The organism is Nocardia sp. NPDC102475 (genome assembly GCF_055584605.1).
Genome location: NZ_JBVJLS010000005.1, coordinates 22,702 through 38,453 on the forward strand (window position 1 = coordinate 22,702; position 15,752 = coordinate 38,453).

Genomic DNA, 15,752 nt, shown 5'->3' on the forward strand with positions numbered 1-15,752 from the left:
AAGGGCTACCGCCGGCCGACATCGCACTGCCCGCGCGGGTGTATCTGCGCACCACCGCCGAATCGTTCAATCGCCGCTGGTCCTTCGCCGTCCGCGACGGACGCATGTTCGTGAAAGATGCTGCAGCACAGGGTGATTGGCGCGCCTGCTCCGACTCCCGGGCTGCATGGAGGGCCGTATCGCCGGCGTGTCGGCGGACGACGACGAGGTGCTGGCAATCGACCGCGACCGCCGATTCTTCACCATGGACCAAGCGCTGAGCGCACCGCGAGACTGGAACTGGAGCAGCCGTTACGGCGCCCCGCTGTGGACCGGCCCCGGCAACGACCTGCCCGCCGACACGCTCGCCTGGACCTGGTCGGTGCTCTCCCCGAACGAAGACCACACCTGGCGCGACACCGCGGGCAACAATCATCCGGTCGGCGGCGCGAAGGTCTCGCACGTATTCGCGCTGACCGACGGCGGCAGCCGGATCCGCTACATCGACCCGTGGCTTCCTGTCGATCACAGCTACGAGATGGCTACCCCGCACGGCGGGCGCTTCCAGGCGGTCGCGCTGTCCACCAGCGCGTCGGCAACGCTGATCGTCAACCGTTTCGGCGACCTGTACACCCGCCTGTACGACTTCGATATCTCCGGCGCGGACAAGGTGTTCTTCCGCTATTCGTACGAAGATCAAAGCATCCTGCCGGAAGCCCCCGACCTGCTCTCGGAACGGGCGAACCCGGGATACGCCGCCATCCAACTGCCCGCGCCCGACTGGTTGCGCCAGCCGAAGGTCCCCGGCGAGATCACCGACCGGGTCTCCATCCACAAGACCGGCCCCGGATCGGACGCCCGCGAACTACGCATCGAAGGCCGTGACAACGGCCGAACCGGTTACTGGACAAAACAGCTCACCTCCGAGCAGTGGTCCTTCATCCCCACCGGCGAGCCCCTTGCCGGACGGTTGCTCGAGAACACCGCCGTCGATCGCACCCTCGACACCCTGGCAGCACCGTCGCCCTTTTCCTACGCGGGGCGTTCGGACCGGGGTTGGACGGCCACGATCGATTCCTTCGATATCGCGGTGACACCCACGCCCCTGCGGCTCGATTTCGGCGGCGATGTCCAGCTCGACCTGATCCTGCACACCGTCGACGGACTACGCCAGCTGCCGCAGCAGCGTGGGATCAGCGATCAGCCGCGGCACCTCGACGGCACCGTGGAGGTGCCGTCCGAAATTATGAACAGCCTTGCGGACCAACCCGAACCGCTCACAACATTTGATCACCGAGCAGCTGGGCGGACGTCGGTTCACCGACAGTGACGTCACGGTCACCACGCAGTCGTTCACCGTCGCCGGACTCGGATCGGTGCTACCGCGCGCCCGATAACCGCATCACGGGCCCGACGTCGTCTCGGGGTCCATGGTCGCGGCGTGGAGGTTCTCGGCAGCGAAACGGGCGATCGTGCGGGCCTGGCGCGTAAGCGCTTCCGGGTGCGCAGTCCGCTGCGCCAGCGTGGCACGGATCCGATCCAATGACGCCGTGGCATCGCCGGTCGCTCGGCGGAGCACGGAGAAGCGATGGTCGAGTTCGCGGTAGGCGAGGTCGATGTCGTGGTAGCGGCGTCGCAGGTCGGCCATATGGTTGAGCAGGTCGGCCACCTCACGTGTGGTCAGGGTGAGGGTCGGGTGCTCCTCGCCGGAAAGGATCGCCTCGCCCGCGACCTCGGCGCAGCGCGCGTGCAGTACATCGAGAATGTCGGCCACACAGATCACCTCCCACACTGCGCTCGAATCCGAGAGAAAGGTTGCAGGTCAACGCATCTGACGATGGTCGGGCGCGAATCGACGCTGCCTCTCGATTGATTGCTTTGATCGATACGCGACTCGGCTACGACTCGATCACGGGTACGGTACTGGAATCCTGCCGACCGAGGAATTCCGGCACTAGTGTCATAGACATAAATGAGGAATTTCTCGCGATACGCGCGGGTAACCACCTGACGCTGTGTACTTGGGCGCAGTAGGAGTGCAAACTACGCCGGACCGGCAGTCGCAAACCGTCGCCCGACCGGGCCAGTGCTGTGGAGTGGAAGGAGTTGGCGCGTGTTCAGCCGCATCGCCATCGTGAACCGGGGAGAGGCCGCTATGCGCCTCATCCATGCCGTCCGAGATCTGGCCGCGGAGACCGGGCGACCGATCGAAACCGTCGCTTTACACACCGATGTCGACCGGAACGCGACATTCGTGCGCGAGGCCGATATCGCCTATGACCTCGGTCCGGCGTCCGCGCGCCCGTATCTGGATCTCAAGGCGCTCGAGCTCGCTCTGGTGACGACCAAGGCCGACGCCGCCTGGGTCGGTTGGGGTTTCGTCGCCGAGGATCCGGCATTCGCCGAGCTGTGCGAGGAGATCGGCGTCACCTTCATCGGCCCCAGTCCGGAGGCCATGCGCAAGCTCGGTGACAAGATCGGTGCGAAGCTGATCGCCGAGGAAGTCGGCGTGCCGGTCGCGCCGTGGAGCCGCGGTGCCGTCGAGACCGTGGACGCCGCCCTCGCGGCCGCCGCCGAGATCGGCTACCCGCTGATGCTGAAGGCGACCGCCGGTGGTGGCGGCCGGGGTATCCGGGTCATCACGAACGAGGCCGAACTCGTCGATGCCTACGAGCGCACCCGTCAGGAAGCCGCGCGTGCGTTCGGCAGCGGCGTGGTCTTCCTGGAACGGCTGGTGACCGGCGCCCGGCATGTCGAGGTCCAGGTGATCGCCGACGGCCAGGGCACCGCGTGGGCGCTCGGCGTCCGCGACTGCTCGGTGCAGCGGCGCAATCAGAAGGTCATCGAGGAGTCGGCGTCTCCGGTGCTGAGCCCTGAGCAGGCGGCCGAGCTCAAGGCGTCGGCCGAGCGGTTGGCGATCGCGGTCGAGTATCGCGGCGCCGCGACCGTCGAGTTCCTGTACCACCCGGGTGACGAGCTGTTCGCATTCCTCGAGGTCAATACCCGCCTGCAGGTCGAACACCCGATCACCGAGTACACCACCGGTTTCGACCTGGTTCGGGCCCAGCTGCTGGTGGCATCGGGCGGCAAGCTGGCAGGCGAACCTCCGGCCGAGCGCGGGCACGCGATCGAGGCCCGGCTCAACGCCGAGGATCCGGACCGCGACTTCGCGCCCGCGCCGGGCCGCATCGCCCGGCTGGATCTGCCCGCCGGGCCGGGCATTCGAGTCGACACCGGTGTCAGCGAGGGCGACACGATTCCCGCCGACTTCGACTCGATGATCGCCAAGATCATCGCCTATGGTCGGGACCGCGACGAAGCGCTGGGCCGGCTGCGCCGGGCAGTGGCGCAGACCCGGGTCGTCATCGAGGGCGGCGCGACGAACAAGAGCTTCGTGCTCGATCTGCTGAACCAACCCGAGGTGATCGACGCCAGCGCCGACACCGGCTGGATCGACCGTGTTCGCGCCGAGGGGCGCCTGGTATCGCATCGCCACTCCGCGATCGCGGTGGCCGTCGCCGCCATCGATGCCTATGAAGAGGACGAGCGGGTCGAGCGGCACCGGCTGCTGTCCACCGCGGCCGGCGGTCGTCCCCAGGTGCAGCACGAGAGCGGCCGGCCGCACGACCTCAAGTTGCGCGGTGTCGGCTACCGGGTGCGCGTGGCACGGATCGGTGCGCATCGGTTCCGGATCGGCATCGAGGCGGGCGGCGAAATGCGTGCCGCCGACGTGGATCTCGAGCGTTTCGATCGCCACACCGGGCAGATCGTCGTCAACGGCACCCGGCACCGCGTGATCACCGGCACGCACGGGACGATCCACCTGGTCGACGTCGACGGTGTGACGCATCGGATCAGCCGTGACGAGGGTGGCGTCGTCCGCTCACCCGCCCCGGCGCTGGTCGTCGCCACGCCGCTGGAGGTCGGTGCCGAGGTCGAGGCGGGCGCGCCGGTGCTGGTACTCGAGAGCATGAAGATGGAAACGGTGCTGCGCGCGCCGTTCCGGGCTCGGTTGAAGGAATGCGCTGTTACCGTCGGCACCCAGGTCGAGACCGGCGCGCCGCTGCTGCGGCTGGAGCCGCTCGTCGAGGACGACGAGGCCGCGGACGCCGAGGAGGTCGCGTCGGTCGAACTGGACCTGCCCGACGAGCCCGCAGCGGACCGGCCGCACGAGGGTATCGCCCGCAGCCTGCAGGACCTGCGTAGCTTGCTGCTCGGCTTCGACGTCGACCCGCATAACGAGCGCCGCGTGCTCGACCACTACCTTGCCGTGCGCCGGGCGGCCATCGCGGACAACCGCAGGCCCCTCGCCGACGAGATCGAACTCGTGCAGGTGTTCTCCGACCTGTCCGAACTGAGCCACAACCGGTCGTGGGACGAGGACGGCGTCCAGGGCCACGTGCACAGCGCCCGCGAGTACTTCCACACCTACCTGCAGAGTCTCGATGTCGAGCGGGCCGGGTTGCCGGAGTCGTACCAGGCCAAGCTTGCCAAGGCGCTCGGGCATTACGGCGTAACCGAACTGGATCGTTCCCCGGAGCTCGAAGCCGCCGTCTTCCGGATCTTCCTCGCCCAGCAACGCCCGTCCGACACCGTCACGGTCATCACCACCTTGCTGCGCGAGTGGCTGGGCGAGCCGGTGCCGGACCGCGCGCTGCGCGAGCCGGTCGGTCTGGCGCTGGAACGGCTGGTGGCCGCGACGCAGGTGCGCTTCCCGGTGATCTCCGACCTCACCCGCGGTCTGGTCTACTCCTGGTTCGGCCAGCCGCTGTTGCGGCGCAACCGCGCCCGCGTCTACACCAATGTTCGTAAACAGCTGAGCCACCTCGACGCGTACCCGGAAACGCCCGATCGCGCCGAGCGCATTTCCGAGATGGTACGCAGCACCGAGCCACTGGTGCGGCTGCTCGGTCAGCGGTTGGTGCGCGGCAGTGCCGACAACACCGCCATGCTCGAGGTGCTGACCCGCCGGTACTACGGCAACAAAGGTCTGGCCGGTGTGCACACCCGCGAGGCAGGCGGGTGCACCTTCGTGATCGCCGAGCGCCGGGGCCTGAGCCTGGTGTCGGCGGCGGTGAGTTTCGACGCGCTCGACACCGTGCTGCGCGGTCTCACCGAACTGGCGACCGTGGCCGCGTCCATCGAGGTCGACATCTACCTGAGCTGGGAAAAGCAGCCGGAGGACTTCGACGCGATGGCCGCAGCACTGCAGGAAGTGCTCGGTGCTCGGCCGTTGCCGAACCAGATCCACCGGATCACCGCTACCGTCGCGGGCAGCGGCGGTGCGGTGATGCACCACCACTTCACCTTCCGCCCGTCCGCGACCGGCATGGCCGAGGAGCGGTTGATCCGCGGCCTGCATCCGTACATTGCGGAGCGGATGCAGATGAAGCGGCTGCGCAAGTTCGACCTCACCCGGCTCCCGTCCTCGGACGAGGAGATCTACCTGTTCCGGTGCATCGCGAAGGACAACGCGTCCGACGAGCGTCTCGTCGCATTCGCTCAGGTGCGTGACCTGACCGCGCTGCGCGAGCACGACGGCCGGCTGCTGGCGCTGCCGACGGCCGAGAGCACCATCGCCACCTGCCTCGACTCGATCCGCCGGGCGCAGTCGCAGCGGCCGTCGGCCAAACGGTTCCACACCAACCGCATCGTGATGTACATCTGGCCACCGGTCGAGATGACCCGCGCCGAGTTGGAGACGATCATCGACCGGGTGCGGCCGACGACCGCGGGTGCCGGGCTGGAGGAGATCCTGCTCATCGCACGGCACCAGGACCGGAAGTCCGGTGAGTTGATCAAGGTCGCCGTGCGAATCTCCTTCGACGGCACCGGCGGTACCGAGGTGACCATCGGCGAGCGGTCCGACGAGGTGGTCGAGCCGATCGACGAGTACCGGCAGAAGGTGCTGCGGGCCAGCAGCCGCAACACCGTGTACCCGTACGAACTGACCGGTCTGCTCGGTGAGTTCGCCGAGTACGACCTCGACGCCGATCACACGCTCGTGCCGGTCGACCGGCCCAAGGGGCGCAACAAAGCCGCGATCGTCGCGGGTGTGGTCACCACGCCGACCGAGCAGTATCCGGACGGCATCACCAGGGTGGTGCTGCTCGGTGATCCGACGAAATCGCTCGGCGCGCTCTCGGAACCGGAGTGCCGTCGCGTGATCGCCGCGATGGACCTGGCCGAACAGATGCAGGTGCCGCTGGAGTGGTACGCGCTGTCCTCCGGCGCCCGGATCTCGATGCAGTCCGGCACCGAGAACATGGACTGGGTGGCGGCGGCGCTCAAGCGGATCGTCGAATTCACCCAGGACGGCGGCGAGATCAACATCGTGGTCTCGGGCATCAACGTCGGCGCGCAGCCGTACTGGAACGCCGAAGCCACGATGCTCATGCACACCAAGGGCATCCTGGTGATGACGCCGGACTCGGCGATGGTGCTCACCGGCAAGCAGGCGCTCGACTTCTCCGGTGGTGTGTCGGCCGAGGACAACTTCGGCATCGGCGGCTACGACCGGGTGATGGGCCCGAACGGGCAGGCGCAGTACTGGGCGCCGAACCTGCACGCAGCGCGGGATGTGCTGATGTCGCACTACGACCACACCTATGTGGCGCCCGGCGAGCAGTCGCCGCGGCGGTCGCAGACCAGCGACCCCATCGATCGCGACGTCTCCGATTTCCCGCATGTGGTGGCGGGCAGCGACTTCACCACGGTCGGCGAGATCTTCTCCGCCACCGCGAACCCGGACCGCAAGAAGCCGTTCGACATCCGGACCGTGATGCGGGCGGTGGCCGATCAGGACCACCCGGTGCTGGAACGCTGGGCCGGGATGGCCGACGCCGAGACGGCCGTGGTGCAGGATGCGCGGCTCGGCGGTATTCCGGTGTGCCTGCTCGGCATCGAGTCCAGGGGAGTGCCGCGCCGCGGCTACCCGTCCACCGACGGCCCGGACACCTACACGGCGGGCACGTTGTTCCCGCAGTCCTCGAAGAAGGCCGCGCGGGCGATCAACGGGGCCAGCGGCAATCGGCCGCTTGTGGTGCTGGCGAACCTGTCGGGCTTCGACGGCTCGCCGGAATCGATGCGGAAGTTGCAGCTCGAGTACGGTGCCGAGATCGGCCGTGCGATCGTGAACTTCCAGGGCCCCATCGTGTTCTGCGTGATCTCGCGCTATCACGGCGGCGCGTTCGTGGTGTTCTCGAAGCTGCTCAACCCGAGTATGACCGTGCTCGCGCTGGAAGGCTCGTTCGCCTCGGTGCTCGGCGGCGCTCCGGCGGCCGCGGTGGTGTTCTCCGGTGAGGTCGATGCCCGTACGGCGGCCGATCAGCGCGTGCGGGATCTCGAGGCACGTGCCGCGAACGCGCTCGGGGCCGACCGTGCGGCTCTGACGGCGGAACGCGACGAGGTCCGGTCGTCGGTTCGCACGGAGAAACTCGGCGAGGTCGCGGCGGAATTCGACCGCGTGCACAACATTCAGCGCGCCGTCGAGGTCGGTTCGGTCGACGCCATCATTCGTGCCGCCGAACTGCGCCCCCGCATCATCGAAGCCATCGAGGCGGGTCTGCCCGGCTGACCATCTGATTGCTGAAACAGTCGGCCGACTCGGGGACGATATCGCTCCCGAGTCGGCCGACTGTCGTCGGCCATGTGCCGCATAGCGGAGTACATTGAGACTTGTCTCTGACAAGTGTCACTCGACGCCTCACAATGACGTGAGGGCTGAGGAAGCACTTCTCACAACGGCGTGAGAGGTGAGGAAAATGGGCGACCGAAAGGTGGTTCTGTTCAAAAAGTGGCCGATGGCATCGGCATTCGCGGTCTTGCTGATCGCGGCGAGTGCCGTGCTCGGTCCGCATGTCGCGGCACGGTCGTGTGCCGCGGTGGATCTGGTGGTGGCCAGAGGAACCCAGGAACCGGGGTACCTCGGAACTTTCGTCGGTGACCCGCTGTACGACGCGATGCGGCGGGCAATGCCGATGAGCATCCGTGCGTATCCGGTGAACTACCCTGCGAATCCGACGGATGTAAGTGCGGGTAGCGCTGATCTGGTCGCGCACGTCGCTGCGCAAGCCGCGACCTGCCCGGACGAAGAGTTCATACTCGTCGGCTACTCGCTGGGCGCTGGCGTGGTGCACGCCGCACTCGGCACCGGTATCGCCGCCGGACTGCCAGGCGTTGTGCAGCTTCCCGGCGATCTCGTCGACCGGGTGGCCGTCGTCCTGCTCTTCGGTGACCCGCTGCGCTCGATCGGATGGAGCGTTCCCGACCAGTACTCCGACCGCACCGCCGAATTCTGCGCGGCCGGCGACCCGGTCTGTGGCGGGGGAACCGATCCGGGTGCGCACGCCCGCTACGGCGATTTCATAGGTGCCGCAGTGGGATTCAGTGCTGCGCATTTGTAGCGCGTCGATCAAGGCGCCACGGTGCAGCCGCAGCGATCGAGATCGTCGAAAGTCCGCAGGCAGCGTGGGCTTCCGGCGGTGTTGGCACCCACCCGGGCAGTCCTATACTGACCTCGACAGCCTGTTCCGTCTCGATCAGAACATGAGCCCGAGCCGATGACCGAACTCGTCTCGCGCGCGCAGGGCGTCCGGTTCGACGAGCTCGCGCTGGCGACACGCAACCACGGCATGCAACTCGAGGGCATGCGGTACGACATCACGCCCATCGGCATGCACTACCTACTGATTCATTTCGATATCCCGGAGATCGACGTATCGACGTGGCGGTTGCGGGTGACCGGGAATGTCGAGCGCGAACTAGAGCTCTCGCTCGACGACATCAAGTCGCGACCGGCGACGACATCTCCGGTCACTCTTGAATGCGCGGGTAACGGACGCACCGGGATGGACCCGCGCAATGTCAGCACACCGTGGGGCCTCGAGGCGATCGGCACGGCGGCATGGACGGGCACCGCACTGGCCGGGATTCTCGATGACTGCGGCATTCGCGACGAGGCGGTCGAGGTCGTATTCACCGGGGCCGATCGCGGATTCCAGGACAATGTGGAGCACAACTATCAACGCTCGCTGAGCATCGGCGAATGCCGCAGACCCGAGATTCTGCTCGTCTACGAAATGAACGGCGCGCCGCTCCCGCCGCAGCACGGCTTTCCATTGCGACTGCTCGTGCCTGGCTGGTACGGCATGACGAGCGTCAAATGGTTGCGGAATATCGAAGTCGTCGACCGGCCCTTCGCCGGGCACCAACAGGCGGTGACCTATCGCTACCAACGCGACGTCGACGATCCGGGGGTACCGGTGTCACGAATCAAGGTGCGTGCGTTGATGATTCCGCCTGGTCTTCCCGATTACCCGAGTCGGCGACGCACGGTCGACTCCGGTGCGGTCCTCCTCCGCGGTCGTGCGTGGTGTGGAACCTCGCCCGTGGTGCGAGTGGAAGTCGGCGTCGACGGTGTCTGGCGAGATGCCCAGTTGGATAGCAGCGTCACCGAATTCGCCTGGCGCAGTTGGAGTTACACCTGGGATGCGCGACCGGGTGAGTATCGACTGAGCTGCCGCGCCACCGACGTGGATGGAAATGTGCAACCGGCCGAGCAATTCTGGAATCGCCAGGGTTTGGGAAACAATCTGATTCAGGAGTTCCCGGTCACGGTCCGCTGATCGGTGAACCAGCGCCGAACCCGCGTGGCGGCGAATTCGGCCTTCTCGGCTGCCAATTCGGTCGAGGGTGTGACGAACGGTGCGACCGGTTTCGGCCCGGAAAGGAAGTCGGCGTCGACCTTGCCGACGAGACCGTCGCCGAATTCGATATAGCAGGAGCCCTGGCCGAGATACTTTCCGGGCGCGGGTGCGCCGCGCAGTTGCGCGGCGATATGCGCGGCGACCGTGCGGGCGGCGTTCTCTGCGAACACCCCTGCGCGCGGCACGGGCGCGTCCGCGCAGTCACCGATGGCGTAGACGCCCGGATACGGGGTGGCGAGGGTTCGCGGGTCGACGTGGATCCAACCATCGGCGCCGTCGACGGTCAGCCCGGATGCCTCGACCACGGGCGGGACGCAATGGGTCGGGATGCCGATGAACAGGTCGTAGGCGAGCTCACCGGTGTGGGTGGCCGCGATATGGTTCTCCGGGTCGAGCGCGTGGACCCGCCGCCCCGGAGAGTAGTCGATGCCACGTTGTGCGAGCGCGTCGACAAGCGCCGCGGAGGTGTCCGCGGAGACCGGGATCGGTGAGTCCATCGGGGTGAGCACGTGCATGCGGGTGCGGTCGCGGATGCCGCGACGGGTCAGCAACTCGTGCAGCAGCATCGCGCCTTCGTAGGGTGCGGGCGGGCACTTGAACGGAACGCTCAACACTGAGATGAGAACGGTGCCACCGTCGAACTGGGCCAGCCGATCGCGCAGCCGGCAAGCTCCCGGGATCGAGTAGTACTCGTGACCGTCCGCTACGAACCCCGGGGTAGCGGCCGGGTCGTAATCGGCGCCCAACGCGACAACCAGAAAGTCCGGGTCGTAGCTGGTGTGGTCGGTGACGACGCGGCGGGTCTGCGGGTCGATCGAAGTGACCTGCTCCTGTCGGAACTCGACTCCGGGAAGGACCAGGTCGCGGTAGCTGATGCGCAGGGATTCCGGGGTCCGGTCGCGGAACAGGATCTCCAGCTTGGAGAAACCGAACGTGAATCCGTCGTTGTGGTCGACGAGGATTCCCCGAACCTCGCCGGGCAGTGACTCGGACAGGCAGGCCGCCAATTCCAGTCCGCCGAATCCGGCCCCCAGAATGAGCACCGTCGGCGTTCGAACATTCGCGGGTCTGGACATAGTTGAACGCTTTCATCTTCGGAGATGATGCTGGTGTGGAATCGCGTGTTGTGGCGAGGCTCCCCGATAGTCCGTCGTTCACGAGCGTGTTGATCGTGTTTCCATTGTGCGCGCCACGGTGGCCGGATGGAACCGGCCTGATCGCCGCTTGCGCACGACCGACCGGGCGGGTAGTCCGGATACCAGGAGGTGGTCGATGTCGCCCTCCGCATCCGATCCCCTGACGCGGACACAGGAAGTCATCGTGTCGTCGGAGTCCATCCGACTGACGGGGATACTGGCCGTCCCAGAAAACTCCACCGGTCTGGTCGTCTTCGCACACGGCAGCGGTAGTGGTCGGCACAGTCCGCGCAATCGGCTGGTCGCCGATGTGCTCAATCGGGCCGGGCTCGCGACCATGCTCGTCGATCTGCTGACCGCGGCCGAGGAAGGTGACCGTGCGCGGGTCTTCGATATCGAGCTGCTCGCCGAGCGTCTCGTCGCGGTGACTCGCGGACTGCGCACGCGGGCGGTCCTGAGCGGGCTTCCGACCGGATATTTCGGGGCGAGCACCGGAGCCGGTGCCGCATTGTGGGCGGCCACCGAACCCGGCGCCGAGATCGCGGCCATCGTCTCCCGTGGCGGCCGCCCCGACCTGGCCGGTTCGCGGCTGGCACACGTCCGCGCCCCGACGCTGCTCATCGTCGGCGGCAACGACCGACAGGTGCTCGAGCTCAATCGTGAGGCCCAGCTGCGGATGCCGTGTCCGAGCGAGATCGACGTCGTGCCGGGTGCGACGCACCTGTTCGAGGAGCCCGGTGCGCTCGAGCAGGTGGCGGATCTGGCCCGCGACTGGTTCCGTCGCCACCTCAGTGTTGTGCGGTCTTGAACACCACCGGTAGGTCGTCGGGCCGCGGTGCGACCCGGGTGCCGAAGTCGCGACTGATGTGCTCGATCGTCTCGCACAGCCACCGAGATTCGGTGCGCGTGGCCGATTCCAGGCGCATGCGCCGGATCCGCAGTGGAATCATTCGCGTTTCCATCACGCCAGGATCGATGGACACCAGATATAGCAAGCGAAGCTCCGGGCGGTACGGCTCATAGCCGCTGATGCCCTCGTAGTCATCGATGACATCACCGCATCCGTACAGAATCGGTTTGCCTCGGTAGATCTCGATCGGCCGAGGATGGTGTGCGGAATGCCCGTGCACGAGGTCGATTCCGGCATCGAGCAGCCGATGCGCGAACTGCCGTTCACTCACCGGCACCCCGTAACCCCAATTGGGCCCCCAATGTACGGAGACGATCGCGATATCGTCATTGCGCTTGTGCGCCAACACTTCTGTCGCCACCTCGTCGGCGGCGCGAATATTCGGTGTTTCGCCGATCCACCACAGCCCCGGCCGATCACGGCGAGCCGCCCAATGTTGCGGAACCCCACTCGATCCCGCACCGACCGAGACGATTACCACTCGTCGCCCGTCATCGAGTTCCGATATCGCCGGGGCCCTGGCATCGTCGAGATCCGCGCCCGCCCCGGCGCGCTGGATGCCTGCGGTATCGAGTGTCGCCACCGTGTCCGCGAGCCCGCGAATACCGAAATCGAGAATGTGATTATTGGCCAGCGCGCACACGACCGGCGCGATGGCGGTCAACACCGGCACATTGTCCGGGTTCATGCGGTAGTGGATGCCTTTGAGCGGTGCGAACGCGCCGTCGGCGGTGATCGCGGTTTCCAGATTGATCAGTCGTACCTGCGGGTCGAGCTGCGCAAGAATCGCCAGGACGTCCCCCCAGGGATGGCCGAAATCCACGGGACGGGCAAATTCACCGTTCGTCTGCTCCGCCAGCTCCGCATACGTCCGCGCATCCTCGACGCACCGTTCGCGCAGCGTCGGATCACCGGGGTGCGGGAGAATCTGATCCACACCGCGGCCCACCATGACGTCGCCGCCCAGCAGCACGGTCGCCATACCCCATTGTCGATCATGATCGCGCGGGGCGTTGCGCTTATTGGTAACGTGTTCACGTGCTCATCGAGGTTGACAGACTCTAGCCGCCCTGTCGAAGGCGGCCTCACTCTGATCGCACACTCATCTCATCACTCGAGAGATCTTTCCCGTGTGACTCGGCTCTGGCTGTAGCACCGCGCCGACCTCGCCTTCGTCAGCATCCGCAAAGTACCGAAACCCCTTCGCGCCCATGGTCACAGCCTCGGCGCGATACTTCGCGGCCGCTCGCGCTCGCGAGCAGGAGGAGTCGACCGAACCATGTCCATGTCCACGCAATCGGCCATCACATTGCGGAACCTGTCGTTCGAATGGCCCGACGGAACCCTCGCGCTTTCCTGCGTCAATGGCGCGTTCACCAGCGGTCGCACCGGTTTGGTCGGCCGTAACGGCGCAGGTAAATCGACGCTGTTGCGCTTGATCGCCGGAATTCTGACACCGACGTCCGGCCGGATCGAATCCGTCGCAGAGGTGGGTTACCTGCCGCAGACGCTGACCCTCGGCCGCGACGACACCATCGCGGGCTTGCTCGGTATCGCGGACAAACTCGCGGCGCTACGCGCGATCGAGGTCGGCGACACCGGTGAACAGCACTTCGAGACCCTCGGCGACGACTGGGACCTCGAAGCCCGCGCCGATGAGGCCCTGCACGAAATCGGTTTCAGCGCGGCCGATCTCGATCGGAAGGTGGGTGAGATCTCGGGCGGTGAGGCCGTCCTCGTCGCCATCACGGGGCTGCGGATCCAGCGCACCCCGATCACCTTGCTCGACGAGCCCACGAACAACCTCGATCGCGAAACCCGCGCCAGGCTAGCCGAATTCGTGGACTCGTGGCCGGGCACCCTCGTGGTGGTGAGCCATGATCTCGAGCTGCTCGAGCATATGGATGCGACCGCGGAATTGCATGGCACCACCCTGGAGGTGTTCGGCGGTCCCTACAGCGAGTGGAAGCGATACGTCGAGCAGGAACAGGCGGCGGCCGCGCAGGCGACACGAACCGCCGAGCAGGCGTTGAAGGTCGAGAAGCGACAGCGTATCGAGGCTGAGACGAAGCTCGCCAGGCGCGAGCGCACGGGCCGAGCGACGCAACAGAACGGCGGCATTCCCCGGATTCTGGCGGGCAACCGCGCCAGTAGGGCGCAAGCCTCGGCAGGGGCAATGCGCACCGCGCTCGACGCGAAAGTCCTTGCGGCCCAGGATATTCTGTATTCTGCCGCAGCGCGCGTCCGCCGCGAGGAGCATATTCATCTCGAACTGCCCGACCCTGATGTGCCACGCAGTCGGCGCATCGCGGAACTGTGCGACGGCGATGGTAGCGTCGTCATCCAAGGTCCGGAACGGGTCGCCCTCGTCGGCCCCAACGGCGCGGGGAAGTCGACACTGCTCGAGAACCTGCTCCACAGTCGGCATCCGGAGCGCGGCAGGCTGCTCACCGACCGCGTCGGATATCTCCCGCAACGCCTGGATGATCTGGACGAGCAGACCAGCGCGCTCGAGAACGTCCACTCGGTCGCCTCGACCATCCCGCCGGCCACGATCCGCAACCAACTGGCCCGGCTACTGCTGCGCGGCAGCAGTGTCGAGCGTCCGGTGTCGACCTTGTCGGGTGGTGAGCGCTTCCGAGTCTCGTTGGCGCGCTTGCTCCTTGCCGATCCTCCGGCGCAGTTGCTGATCCTCGACGAGCCGACGAACAACCTCGACATCGGTAGCGTCGAGCAACTCGTCGAAGCATTGGCCGACTATCGCGGTGCGCTCCTGGTCGTCAGCCATGACTACCCGTTCCTGCGGCGGCTCGGCATCGACACCGTCATCGAGCTCGCGTCCGACGGCAGCATCCGAACGCGCGGCTCCCTGTAAGTGGTCCGGCGGCCTCGTCGTTCGGCGAGGCCGCCGGAGCCGTGGCAATTCAGAGGTGGTCGGCGTCGATGATCGCCTGCGCGAACGGGTGCGGGGCTTCCTGCGGGACGTTGTGTCCGATGCCATCCAGGACGCGGTGCTCGTACTTGCCGGTGAACTTGGCGCGGTACGGTTTTCCGTCCTTGGCCGCGCCGTCGAAGTCGCTGGCGATGGTGATGGCGGGGACGGTGATGGCCGGTCCGGTGGCGAGTTGCTGCTCGTAGACGTCGTATTGCGGCTCGCCCGGCGCCAGGCTCAACCGCCACCGGTAGTTGGAGATGACGATGTCGACGTGGTCGGGATTGTCGAAGGCGGTGGCGCTGCGGTCGTAGGTGGCGTCGTCGAAATTCCAGGTCGGAGAGGCACGCTTCCAGATCAGTTTGTTGAAGTCGTGCCGGTTACGGCTGTAGCCTAGGCGTCCGCGTTCGGTGGCGAAGTAGTACTGGTACCACCAGCCGAGTTCGGCTTCCGGTGACAGCGGCTGCTGCTGGGCCGCCTGCACTGTGACGATGTATCCGCTGACCGCGACGATCGCTTTGCAGCGTTGCGGCCAGAGCGCGGCGATGATGTCGACCGTCCGTGCGCCCCAGTCGAATCCGCCGAGGATGGCCTTGTCGATGTGCAGGGCGTCCATGAAGTCGACGATGTCGCGTGCGATGGCCGACTGCTGGCCGTTGCGGGCGGTCTGCGCGGAGAGGAAGGTGGTCGTGCCGTAGCCGCGCAGGAACGGGACGATCACCCGGTAGCCGGCACCGGCCAGCAGTGGCCCGACATCGGCGTAGCTGTAGGCGTCGTAGGGCCAGCCGTGCAGCAGAATGACCGGTTGGCCTGTGCTGGGCCCGAATTCGACGTAACCGACATTGAGGACACCGGCGTCGATCTGCTTGATCGGGCCCAATGCGGTATTGGCGCCCGCGCCCGCCCGCAGGCCCGGGCCGCCCGCCGTGGTGGTCACGGATGCGGTGGAGCAGGCGCTCAGCGAGGCCGCGGCCAGGCTCGCGGCGCCCGCCGCCAGCGCCCCACCGAAAAGTCGTCTGGTGATATCCATCTGCACTCCTGCGTCGCTGTCGTCCATGGCCGGTGTGGCGGCGCGGTCCGAGCCGGGA

The 15,752-nt window shown here is 66.7% G+C and carries 9 protein-coding genes and 1 pseudogene; 6 read left to right on the plus strand and 4 right to left on the minus strand.

Going from position 1 to position 15,752, the window contains the following annotated elements:
- The first annotated feature begins 187 nt into the window (after nucleotides 1-187).
- Nucleotides 188-1,309, plus strand: a complete 1,122-nt coding sequence (locus ACZ60G_RS10715; protein WP_465809227.1) for a hypothetical protein — start codon at nucleotides 188-190, stop codon at nucleotides 1,307-1,309.
- Nucleotides 1,310-1,381: 72 nt separating this feature from the next.
- On the opposite strand, the gene ACZ60G_RS10720 is transcribed toward ACZ60G_RS10715, so the two are convergent.
- Entirely contained in the window at nucleotides 1,382-1,753 is a 372-nt protein-coding gene (locus ACZ60G_RS10720; RefSeq protein ID WP_465809229.1) for a hypothetical protein, read from the minus strand.
- Between the two features lie 339 nt (nucleotides 1,754-2,092).
- On the opposite strand from ACZ60G_RS10720, the gene ACZ60G_RS10725 reads away from it, so the two are divergent.
- The 3 genes from ACZ60G_RS10725 to ACZ60G_RS10735 all read left to right on the plus strand — a co-directional run bounded on the left by ACZ60G_RS10725 (nucleotide 2,093) and on the right by ACZ60G_RS10735 (nucleotide 9,605).
- The gene (locus ACZ60G_RS10725; RefSeq protein ID WP_465809231.1) at nucleotides 2,093-7,555 is read left to right on the plus strand and encodes an ATP-binding protein; all 5,463 of its coding nucleotides are present in this window, start codon (nucleotides 2,093-2,095) and stop codon (nucleotides 7,553-7,555) included.
- A 187-nt stretch (nucleotides 7,556-7,742) separates the two neighbouring features.
- Nucleotides 7,743-8,384 carry a cutinase family protein gene (locus tag ACZ60G_RS10730; RefSeq protein WP_465809233.1) on the plus strand — a complete coding sequence of 214 codons (642 nt, stop codon included), beginning with the start codon at nucleotides 7,743-7,745 and terminating at the stop codon, nucleotides 8,382-8,384.
- Nucleotides 8,385-8,540: 156 nt separating this feature from the next.
- Entirely contained in the window at nucleotides 8,541-9,605 is a 1,065-nt protein-coding gene (locus ACZ60G_RS10735) for a sulfite oxidase (RefSeq protein WP_465809235.1), read from the plus strand.
- Here the strand turns inward: ACZ60G_RS10735 and ACZ60G_RS10740 are convergent.
- On the minus strand, nucleotides 9,578-10,762 hold the full coding sequence (locus ACZ60G_RS10740) for an NAD(P)/FAD-dependent oxidoreductase (RefSeq protein ID WP_465809237.1): 1,185 nt from the start codon (nucleotides 10,760-10,762) through the stop codon (nucleotides 9,578-9,580). The two genes, ACZ60G_RS10735 and ACZ60G_RS10740, sit on opposite strands and share 28 nt — an antisense overlap.
- 139 nt (nucleotides 10,763-10,901) lie before the next feature.
- On the opposite strand from ACZ60G_RS10740, the pseudogene ACZ60G_RS10745 reads away from it, so the two are divergent.
- Nucleotides 10,902-11,630, plus strand: a pseudogene (locus ACZ60G_RS10745) (dienelactone hydrolase family protein); the annotation flags it as partial.
- Here ACZ60G_RS10745 and ACZ60G_RS10750 read toward each other — a convergent pair.
- Nucleotides 11,611-12,714 carry a CapA family protein gene (locus tag ACZ60G_RS10750; RefSeq protein ID WP_465809239.1) on the minus strand — a complete coding sequence of 368 codons (1,104 nt, stop codon included), beginning with the start codon at nucleotides 12,712-12,714 and terminating at the stop codon, nucleotides 11,611-11,613. The pseudogene ACZ60G_RS10745 and the gene ACZ60G_RS10750 sit on opposite strands and share 20 nt — an antisense overlap.
- Before the next feature lie 297 nt (nucleotides 12,715-13,011).
- Here ACZ60G_RS10750 and ACZ60G_RS10755 point away from each other — a divergent pair, with 297 nt between their 5' ends.
- Nucleotides 13,012-14,607, plus strand: a complete 1,596-nt coding sequence (locus ACZ60G_RS10755; RefSeq protein ID WP_465809241.1) for an ABC-F family ATP-binding cassette domain-containing protein — start codon at nucleotides 13,012-13,014, stop codon at nucleotides 14,605-14,607.
- A 49-nt stretch (nucleotides 14,608-14,656) separates the two neighbouring features.
- On the opposite strand, the gene ACZ60G_RS10760 is transcribed toward ACZ60G_RS10755, so the two are convergent.
- Nucleotides 14,657-15,694 (minus strand): alpha/beta fold hydrolase, encoded by a 1,038-nt coding sequence (locus tag ACZ60G_RS10760; RefSeq protein ID WP_465809242.1) that lies wholly within the window; start codon nucleotides 15,692-15,694, stop codon nucleotides 14,657-14,659.
- Nucleotides 15,695-15,752 lie beyond the last annotated feature (58 nt).

Excerpts from the sequence above, each read along its gene's own strand:
- ACZ60G_RS10740 (WP_465809237.1), bottom strand. The coding sequence starts at position 10,762 with ATGTCCAGACCCGCGAATGTTCGAACGCCGACGGTGCTCATTCTGGGG.
- ACZ60G_RS10760 (WP_465809242.1), bottom strand. The coding sequence starts at position 15,694 with ATGGATATCACCAGACGACTTTTCGGTGGGGCGCTGGCGGCGGGCGCC.
- ACZ60G_RS10730 (WP_465809233.1), top strand. The coding sequence starts at position 7,743 with ATGGGCGACCGAAAGGTGGTTCTGTTCAAAAAGTGGCCGATGGCATCG.
- ACZ60G_RS10755 (WP_465809241.1), top strand. The coding sequence starts at position 13,012 with ATGTCCATGTCCACGCAATCGGCCATCACATTGCGGAACCTGTCGTTC.
- ACZ60G_RS10735 (WP_465809235.1), top strand. The coding sequence starts at position 8,541 with ATGACCGAACTCGTCTCGCGCGCGCAGGGCGTCCGGTTCGACGAGCTC.
- ACZ60G_RS10750 (WP_465809239.1), bottom strand. The coding sequence starts at position 12,714 with ATGGCGACCGTGCTGCTGGGCGGCGACGTCATGGTGGGCCGCGGTGTG.